This window comes from Sphingomonas sp. ABOLE, assembly GCF_003950455.1.
Lineage (GTDB): Bacteria > Pseudomonadota > Alphaproteobacteria > Sphingomonadales > Sphingomonadaceae > Sphingomonas > Sphingomonas trueperi.
Genome location: NZ_QQWY01000105.1, coordinates 1 through 1,220 on the forward strand (window position 1 = coordinate 1; position 1,220 = coordinate 1,220).

Annotated in this window: 1 protein-coding gene and 1 other annotated feature; the gene reads right to left on the reverse strand. The window is 65.5% G+C overall.

The window, feature by feature from the left end; genetic code table 11:
- Positions 1 to 1,170, reverse strand: a protein-coding gene (locus tag CA234_RS24070; protein WP_126002944.1) for an IS3 family transposase whose coding sequence is annotated in 2 segments (ribosomal slippage) — positions 1 to 879 and positions 879 to 1,170 — 1,171 coding nt annotated over the 2 segments. Because the reading frame shifts where the segments join, the coding sequence is not laid out codon by codon here. This gene is flagged as partial in the annotation.
- Positions 770 to 886: a sequence feature (AL1L pseudoknot), on the reverse strand. Its footprint overlaps the gene before it by 117 nt.
- Positions 1,171 to 1,220 lie beyond the last annotated feature (50 nt).

The following is a 1,220-nucleotide window of genomic DNA, read 5'->3' on the forward strand; positions in this document are numbered from 1 at the left end:
GGATGTTGCCGATGGGCTCGAGGAGCCGGCGATGGTTGAACCAATCGACCCATTCGAGGGTGGCGTATTCGACGGCTTCGAAGCTGCGCCATGGGCCGCGTCGATGGATGACTTCAGCCTTGTACAGGCCGTTGATCGTCTCGGCCAAGGCATTGTCATAGCTGTCGCCGGCGCTGCCGACCGAGGGTTCGATGCCGGCTTCTGCGAGGCGCTCGGTGTATTTGATGGACACGTACTGGCTGCCGCGGTCCGAATGGTGGACAAGGCCAGCACCTCGCGCAGGACGGCGATCGTGCAGCGCCTGCTCGAGCGCGTCGAGGACGAAGCCGGTATGGGCGCTCCGGCTAACACGCCAGCCGACGATCCGACGCGCATAGGTGTCGATGACGAACGCCACGTAGACGAACCCCGCCCAGGTCGCCACGTAGGTAAAGTCCGACACCCACAGCATGTTCGGCGCCAGCGCACGGAACTGGCGGTTCACCCGATCGAGCGGGCATGGTGCCGCCTTGTCGCTGATGGTGGTGCGCACCGGCTTGCCGCGGATCACGCCTGCCAGGCGCATCGCCCGCATCAGCCGGGCAACGGTACATCGGGCGACGCCAAACCCCTCGCGGCGCAGCTGCCGCCAGATCTTGCGGACGCCATAGACGCGGAAATTCTCCTCGAACACGCGGCGCACCTCCGGCCGGAGCACGTCGTCCCGCCGAGCCCTAGCCGACCGCCTGGTCGGCTCTATCCTTCTGGCAACATGGGCATGGTAGGTGGATGGGGCGATCGGCAGTACCCGGCAGATCGGCTCGACCCCGTACACCGCGCGGTGCGCGTCGATGAACGACACCATCACTTCGCTCGGCGGTCGAGCTCCGCCATCGCAAAATAGGCCGACGCCTTGCGAAGGATCTCGTTCGCCTGACGCAGCTCGCGATTCTCGCGCTCCAAGGCTTTCATCCGCTCCGCGACGTCACTCGGCACACCGCCGCGCATGCCGCTGTCCACCTCGGCTTTCTTCACCCATTCGTTGAGCGTCTGCCCGGAACAGCCGATCTTCGCCGCGATCGATACTACCGCCGCCCACCGCGACGGGTGATCCTTCTCGTGTTCCAGCACCATCCGCACCGCGCGCGTGCGAACCTCAGGCGAGAACTTGTTCGTCGTCTTGCTCGTCATAGGCCCTTCCTCTCAGGAGTTGGGGCCTCCGACAAACCCGGCGCGGTTCA